We start from the raw sequence: 6,893 nt of genomic DNA on the forward strand, positions 1-6,893 counted from the left end.
GGGTTCGTTGTTTGGTTGCTTCGGAAATCCTCTGGTATTGCAGTACCGGGGGATTTTCTTTTACCTGAATACTTCCCGCTATCACTTGCAGATGATTAGCGGGCGTTTAAGCCGTTGCCCTTTGCAGAGGGTGGCGGCTTATTTCTTTTTCTGCTGTTCTAAAACCTTCTTGTAAAACCTTCCTTCAATCGCTTCTTTTGCTCCGGCTTGCAGTTCTTCAAATTCTGTTTGCGTGAATACGGCGGTATGTTCATCCTTCCCCAATGCAGCGGAATAACTTTCGCCTTCTTCCCCTTCTGGTGCAAAATCAACAGAAAAGCCCATTTCTTTCAAATAAGCTGTTACCGCTTCAAAGCGTGCTACATTTTCGCCCATATCAGGATATTGCTTATCAAATTCTTCCCAAATGGAAGTATCAGTTAAATCCCGTAATTGGACGCCCAATGCCTTAGCAATTTTGATTAGTGTTTCTGTATCAACTCTTGAACTTTTCCTTTTTACAATAGCGTAAAGCGTATTGTATGGAACTTCCGCTTTGATTGCCAACTGTCGTAAGTTGATTCCTTGCTCTTTTGATAGGTTGCCAATAATTTCACCTGTTTGCAAAGGTTATCACCCCTTTCAAACCATATTATAGCACAGAAAATTAACAAATGCAAATATTTTTTAAGAAATCTATTGACAAAGTTTGCAAATGCGTATATAATAGCATCAAGAAATTAACAAGTGCAAATATTCGATGATTAAGAAAGGCGGTAGCAGATATGAAAGAAACAAGTTTGAAACCCGTGATTGAAAAACTTGAAAATTTATTTTCAAAGTTCAACGAAAAGTTCTATAACGGTGAACTTCAAGCCCCTGTTATCACGGTAAGCCCGGACACAACAAAAGGTGCTTATGGGTGGTGTACCGCTTGGAAGGCTTGGAGCGTTGGCGAACAGAAAAAGGTTGCTGACCTTGCAACCCTGACAAAAGAAGCCCTTGAAGCAATGAAGAAAGATGATGGCTTCTATGAAATAAATATTTGTGCGGAACACCTTGCAAGACCTTTTGAACAGGTTGCGGAAACCCTCTTACATGAAATGGTTCACCTTTACAATCTGCAAATTGGGGTTCAGGACACAAGCAGGGGCGGCACATACCACAATAAGAAATACAAGGAAGCGGCTGAACAGCACGGTTTGACGGTTGAAAAAGATGCAAAATACGGCTGGACTAAAACAAGCCTGAATGATGAAGCAAAAGCCTTTGTTGCCGGGATGCAGGATAAGAAGTTTGAACTTCACAGAAAGAGCCTTCCGAAAATCCCCGGTGCAGCTAAAACAAAGCAGAGTTTCCGGAAATATGTTTGCCCCGTGTGCGGGTGCATTATCAGGGCAACAAAGGAAGTTCATGTTATATGCGGCGATTGCAATGTAGAATTTGAGGAAGAAGCCTAAACAGCTTCTTCCCTCACCAAAAGAAAGGAAGCTGACTATGAAGCGAACGAAAAGAAAAACCGTTTGGGCGTATTTAGACGGAAAGAAACTGGTTGATGTAGTGAAAGCAGCCCTTGATAATAACATGATGGTTGACGATATGAAAGCCATTCTGATTAAAGAAAATCCGGGACATGAAGTAACTTTCAAATGTGAATAACTCACCTGATGATGGCAAAGTTGGTTACTTGCCGAAATCCCCTAAATGGGGATCGTGGGAAACCACAAAATCAAACAAAGGAAGGTGATAATGTGAAAATCGACAAAATGAAACTTGATTTGGCAATGGCAAATATGGCGTATTCCGCAAAGGAACTTTCCCAAAAGTGCGGTGTATCGCAAGTTACTATTGTTAGAATCACAAAAGGAGTTCAGGAAGCAAGACCGGGAACAGTCGGCAAGATCGCAAAGGCTCTCAAAGTTCCAGTAACTGACATTATCAAAAATACCGCTGCAACGGTTGATAATGGCAAACAGGGGATTTCCGAAGCAAAATGAAACAACATGAACAATCGGCGGCAATGCTGCAACATTCGCTGCAAAACCAAAATCAGGATGAAGTTTTAGAAAATACAGGAAAGGGGGCTTGTGAAAGTGCTGACTTTGGAAGAAGTTGGGGAAATCATATTCAACAATGAATACTGGAAAGGCGGCAATGGCGGGAACTTCAAAGCCCCGTACAATAACAATGCCCCAAAGCCATTTGAAGAAGCCAAACAATACCGCTATATTTGCGGTGTAATTCAGGAATTTGTTGTTATGGTGGATATTGATGATGAAACCGCTTTTCAATGCAGATTGAACATTGCAAAAGCATTGAAGCAACATTGCATTGTTATCAAATCGCCAAACAAAGGCGGGCATTTCTATTGGTTTAATCGTGAAATGCAGCCAATCAAGAACAACAGCGGCAACAAAACGCTTCTGACATTGTACCCGGTAGATTATAAAACGGGAATACGGCGCATTGAAAGCACCGGGGAAATCAAGAAGGCGAAGTGTGCAGCTTCCCTTTCAAAAGAAGATGGTTCTTTGCGTGAAATTCTCTATACAAATATCCGGGAAGATGGAACGCTGGATGAAGTGCCGTTCTATGATTTGCCGTTGAAATCCGGTGCAAAGTATGAGTTCTTGAACATGGGTGAAGGTGACGGAAGGCAGGACGGGCTTTTTACTTATATGAACCCAATGAAGGCGGCGGGCTATTCCTATGAACAGTTCAAAGAAGTTGCTGAACTGATTGAACAATTTGTGTTTGCTGTTCCTTTGGGTGATGAATTTGAAAATGCAATCCGGCGTGAAGCATGGGATTCTGTTGATGCCGTAGATCAGGAACGCTTTTTCAGCAAGGGAAAATTCCTTCATAATAAGTTCGCTGATTACCTGATGGAAAAGTACCATATTCGGAAAATCAACGGTTACATTCATAGCTATCAGAACGGGGTTTATATTCCGGGGTATGATGCCATTGAAAAAGCTATGCTGAAAGAAATTTCCAGCTTGACACGAACAAAGCAGAATGAAGTATTGAATTACATTCGTATTCAGGCAGCAGAAGTCAAAAGCAGCAAGCCCGAATTGATACCGTTCAAAAATGGTTTATTTGATGTTGAACACGCTGAACTAATACCATTTTCCCCGGATTTAGTTGTTACTAATATGATCCCGTGGGAATATCGTCCGGAAGCCGTTTCTGAACTGGTTGATATAGTGCTTGACCGTCTTTCATGCGGTGATGCTGAAATTCGTGCATTGCTTGAAGAAGTCGGCGGTATGTGCCTTTATAGGGATAACACCATAGGCGGCGGCAAGGCGGTAATTCTGACCGGGGATAAATCCAACGGCAAAAGCACATTCATTTCAATGCTGCAAGCTATGCTTGGGGCTGACAATGTTTCAAACCTTGATTTTAAGGAACTGGATGGGAAATTTTCAACGGCTATGCTGTTCGGCAAACTGGCAAATTTGGGGGATGATATTTCAGACAGCTACAAGGAAGATGTTGCGATTTTTAAGAAGATTGTGACAGGCGAACCGATAAAGGCAGAGGAAAAAGGGAAACCACCCTTCAATTTTAAACCTTATGTGAAGCTGGTATTTTCTGCAAACAGCATTCCCCGGATCAACGATTCAACAGGTGCAGCTTTGCGGCGGTTGCTGATTATCCCTTTGAACGCAAAGTTCACTGAAAATGATTCCGGCTATGATCCGCAAATTCGGATAAAGCTATCACAAAAGGAAGCTGTTGAATATTTCATAGTTCTTTCAATTCAGGGCTTGCAGCGGGTGTTGACAACAAAGAAGTTTACTATTCCGGCAAAGGTGCAGGATGAAAAGGATTCCTATGAGAAGGAAAACAACCCTGTTTTGGCATTCATTGATGAAATCGGTACAGATGAAATTATCAATGAACCTACTGCAAGAGTGTATAGCCGATACTGTGAATTTTGCCTTGCGAATGGATTTAAGGAAATGAGCAAGCTAACTTTTTCAAAGCGGATCAATCAGGCTTTAGGAACGATTGTGAAGCCTATGCGGTTCGGGAAGGACATTCAACGGGTATTCACTGAACCGTAACTGTAACAGAAGTGTAACAAGGAACTGTAACACCTTGATGTTACTGATAATTTCAAATAAATGTTACGGTTGTTACAGTTAGTTAGAAGTTCTTGATAGGAAAAAATAATTTTACTTTTATCAAGATTTTTTCTAAATATAAGGATATATATATCTTCTTCAAAACTGTAACAACTGAAACATTGAAAATTAACTTTCAAGAAAGGCGGTAAACTATGGATCAGGTAAAGATTGAAGAACGCACAGAAATTGAAGGGGTGTTTTGCCCGTTCTCCGGTGGATTATGCCGGATGAATTGCAGATTTCTAATTGATGTTGAAGAAGGCTGCATAATTGAACAGGGTTGCAAAAACCTTGAACGGATGCGGGAAACCCTTGATGAAATGCAGGAACAGGGCTTGCAGAAAACAATATATGAGGATTAAGAAAGGGGGTAAACACAATGACTAAAGAGCAGGTAATAAAGGTTGATAACAACGAAACAAAGGCAAGGGCGATTTTACAAAGTTTGGTCTATGCCCTTGAAATGGATGCTGATACCGGAGAACAGATCAATGTTCTTGGTTTGGTGGAAGCAGCACTTGACTATTTGGAAGAAAACAACAAAATGTTTTCTGTTGGGTTATAAGGTTTTCGGATACGGTTACACACAAGATAACCTTTCAAAACCTTACATGAAGAACCTGACAAAACCTTACATGGAAAAAGAGTATTTGCACATTTTGCACGCCCTAAAAAAGGGAAAGGCTGTTGTTGATATTCAGGTTGAAAAGTATGGTGACACCGTTACACGCATGAAGGATTGTTGAAAGAGGTTGAAGCGGAAAACCTGAAAAAACCTGAACTGAAAAATGCTGACTTTTGTTGACCTGAACGCAACACAGGCAGCTATCAGGGCGGGGTACAAGGTAGATAATGCACAACAGGTCGGTTCAGAAAACTTGTCAAAACTTGTTATTCGAGAAGCTATTGATAAAGCCCTTGCCGAAAGAAGCCGCCGAACCGGAATAAATCAGGATCGGACATTTTGAAAATTAACTTTCAAAATTGAGTAATCGTAACAGATTTGCAACAAAGAGCCTTGAAAACCGTGTGTTTTCTAACTTCTGTTTTTATTGGGCAATGTGAAAGGTGGTGATTGAATGAAAATCAGAGTTGCATATACAGGGGGCGAACAGGATAAGAAGAAGCTGCTTGAAGAAGCTGCAAAAGCCCTGTTTCCTGATACCAAAGTGAAAGAAACAGCCCCGAAAGACGGCTTTTTACATACGGTTTTGACCGTGCCAAAGCCCGGAAATACCACAAAATAAGGTATTTCACTTGACGGACACCCCCCTATATGTGGTATAATTATCAAAAATAAATATGGCATGAGTACCGCATACCCCGCTTGTGGGGCGTGTTAGTCTTGATTTCAAGGCATGGGAAGCAATCAGACGGAAACCGTCTTTTTGTTGCTCATGCCTTTTTCATTTGGAAATTACAGAAAAGAGGTTAAAGCATGACGAAGGATCAGTTGAAAAAATATCTTGATGGCGTGATTGATGATATTCGCACCTTGTATATCAAGACACAAGAAAAGTTGCGGGAGATTCAAAAGAAAGCAAACAGCGAATGGACAACGGTTTATAATGTTCCGGTTCATATGACACCGGATCAGCAAGCGGCAAATGCGGCGGTTATGCAGGATGCCGCAAATAAACTGAATCAGGAATACAAAGAAGCTGTTGAAAAGGCAATTCAGGAAGCTACAGATGCTATTGCAACGATTAAGAAATCTGCAATTCAGGATTTAACCGCCGCCGAACCCGTTCCCACCGATATTCAGTTGCGGATGGCTGAACAGATCAAGAAAGAGTACAGAAGCGGTAATAACGCCCTTTCTCTTGACCGTGTGAAGCAGTTTGAAGCTGATATGAATTATCATGTGGAAAATGAAACGGTGAAGGCATACCCCTTCTATTTGGCGGCTAAAGACCTGTTCCCGGATAATGGCGGCAATGCGGATATTCTGAACGCTGCATATATGAAGTTGTTCCCGGCGATTACTGAAAAGCAATCTGTTCTTGATGAAATTGGAGAGTGTGAACGCTTTTTCAGGGCGGCAATTATCACACATAAACTTGATACGATTACCGCCATAAATTCAGAAGCAGATCAACTTGAAGTGATCCGTTTGAAGGAAGAACTTGCTTCACTTGGCGAAATTGGAAAACTGAATCAGCGTGTTATTCAATATTCATAAGAAAGGCAAGGTGTAGATCATGTTCAAGGTAACAAAGAAACCGAAAACCCCTAATATGATTTGGGATAGTGAAAAGAACTGTTTGCTTTGCAAATTTGTAAAGGGCATTTTTGAAACTGATGATGCGGGTGTGGCTGATAAGCTGGAAAGCATGGGGCATACAGTAACAGAGATTCCGAATGAATCTTAACTTTTCAAATGGGGGTTGTGGGGGCTTTCTCGCAATCCCCATTGTGCTATCAAAATGAAAGGTGTGAAGCAGATGAAAGCATTAGACAGGCTTATTATTAAGGCAAAGAAGAAATGCGGTGTTGACCGCTTGGAAGTCGGCTTTATTTCCCCTTCTGAAAAGCATCAGGGGAAATGGGTTGCAAGGGGTGACATTTGGAACGGTGTACCCGGCAACGGTGTTAGATCAATTATGTATGGTGAATATGATTCTGTTGAAGAAGCGGAAAAGGCTTTGGTAAACGGTAGATAGTGCGTACCTCGACTATGGAGGCAAAATATGTGACAATAGACTATATTTCTATCACAGGTATTAAAAGTTGAACCTTAACTTTTGATACCGCTATACGGAGGTAAGTCTATGA

At 41.3% G+C, this 6,893-nt stretch carries 12 protein-coding genes and 1 pseudogene; 12 read left to right on the forward strand and 1 reads right to left on the reverse strand.

Annotated features, from left to right (window positions below; all coding sequences use genetic code 11):
- Nucleotides 1-138: 138 nt before the first annotated feature.
- A complete protein-coding gene (locus NSB25_RS26215) occupies nucleotides 139-606 on the reverse strand; it encodes a helix-turn-helix domain-containing protein (protein ID WP_103242211.1) in 468 nt (155 codons plus the stop codon).
- 158 nt (nucleotides 607-764) lie between these two features.
- Between NSB25_RS26215 and NSB25_RS26220 the strand changes: the two genes are divergently transcribed.
- The 12 genes and pseudogenes from NSB25_RS26220 (at nucleotide 765) to NSB25_RS26275 (ending at nucleotide 6,781) form a co-directional block, all read left to right on the forward strand.
- A complete protein-coding gene (locus NSB25_RS26220) occupies nucleotides 765-1,439 on the forward strand; it encodes a SprT-like domain-containing protein (protein WP_103242212.1) in 675 nt (224 codons plus the stop codon).
- A 37-nt stretch (nucleotides 1,440-1,476) separates the two neighbouring features.
- A complete protein-coding gene (locus NSB25_RS26225) occupies nucleotides 1,477-1,638 on the forward strand; it encodes a hypothetical protein (protein WP_172455283.1) in 162 nt (53 codons plus the stop codon).
- A gap of 92 nt (nucleotides 1,639-1,730) precedes the next feature.
- On the forward strand, nucleotides 1,731-1,976 hold the full coding sequence (locus NSB25_RS26230) for a helix-turn-helix domain-containing protein (protein ID WP_172455284.1): 246 nt from the start codon (nucleotides 1,731-1,733) through the stop codon (nucleotides 1,974-1,976).
- Complete coding sequence (locus tag NSB25_RS26235) at nucleotides 1,973-2,116, forward strand: hypothetical protein (RefSeq protein WP_172455285.1); 144 nt, start codon at nucleotides 1,973-1,975, stop codon at nucleotides 2,114-2,116. The genes NSB25_RS26230 and NSB25_RS26235 overlap by 4 nt, the downstream gene beginning before the upstream one ends.
- Nucleotides 2,067-4,055, forward strand: coding sequence for a DNA primase family protein (locus tag NSB25_RS26240; protein WP_103242214.1), 1,989 nt, complete (start codon nucleotides 2,067-2,069; stop codon nucleotides 4,053-4,055). The genes NSB25_RS26235 and NSB25_RS26240 overlap by 50 nt, the downstream gene beginning before the upstream one ends.
- Nucleotides 4,056-4,270: 215 nt before the next feature.
- Complete coding sequence (locus tag NSB25_RS26245) at nucleotides 4,271-4,480, forward strand: hypothetical protein (protein ID WP_103242215.1); 210 nt, start codon at nucleotides 4,271-4,273, stop codon at nucleotides 4,478-4,480.
- Nucleotides 4,481-4,497: 17 nt separating this feature from the next.
- Nucleotides 4,498-4,683, forward strand: a complete 186-nt coding sequence (locus tag NSB25_RS26250) for a hypothetical protein (protein ID WP_103242216.1) — start codon at nucleotides 4,498-4,500, stop codon at nucleotides 4,681-4,683.
- A gap of 223 nt (nucleotides 4,684-4,906) precedes the next feature.
- Nucleotides 4,907-5,077, forward strand: a pseudogene (locus NSB25_RS29805) (terminase small subunit); the annotation flags it as partial.
- Nucleotides 5,078-5,197: 120 nt separating this feature from the next.
- Entirely contained in the window at nucleotides 5,198-5,365 is a 168-nt protein-coding gene (locus NSB25_RS26260) for a hypothetical protein (protein ID WP_172455286.1), read from the forward strand.
- A gap of 191 nt (nucleotides 5,366-5,556) precedes the next feature.
- The gene (locus NSB25_RS26265; protein ID WP_103242218.1) at nucleotides 5,557-6,300 is read left to right on the forward strand and encodes a hypothetical protein; all 744 of its coding nucleotides are present in this window, start codon (nucleotides 5,557-5,559) and stop codon (nucleotides 6,298-6,300) included.
- Nucleotides 6,301-6,319: 19 nt separating this feature from the next.
- Nucleotides 6,320-6,490, forward strand: a complete 171-nt coding sequence (locus NSB25_RS26270) for a hypothetical protein (protein ID WP_172455287.1) — start codon at nucleotides 6,320-6,322, stop codon at nucleotides 6,488-6,490.
- A gap of 72 nt (nucleotides 6,491-6,562) precedes the next feature.
- On the forward strand, nucleotides 6,563-6,781 hold the full coding sequence (locus tag NSB25_RS26275) for a hypothetical protein (RefSeq protein ID WP_103242219.1): 219 nt from the start codon (nucleotides 6,563-6,565) through the stop codon (nucleotides 6,779-6,781).
- Nucleotides 6,782-6,893 lie beyond the last annotated feature (112 nt).

The organism is Acetatifactor muris (assembly GCF_024623325.1).
GTDB lineage: Bacteria > Bacillota > Clostridia > Lachnospirales > Lachnospiraceae > Acetatifactor > Acetatifactor muris.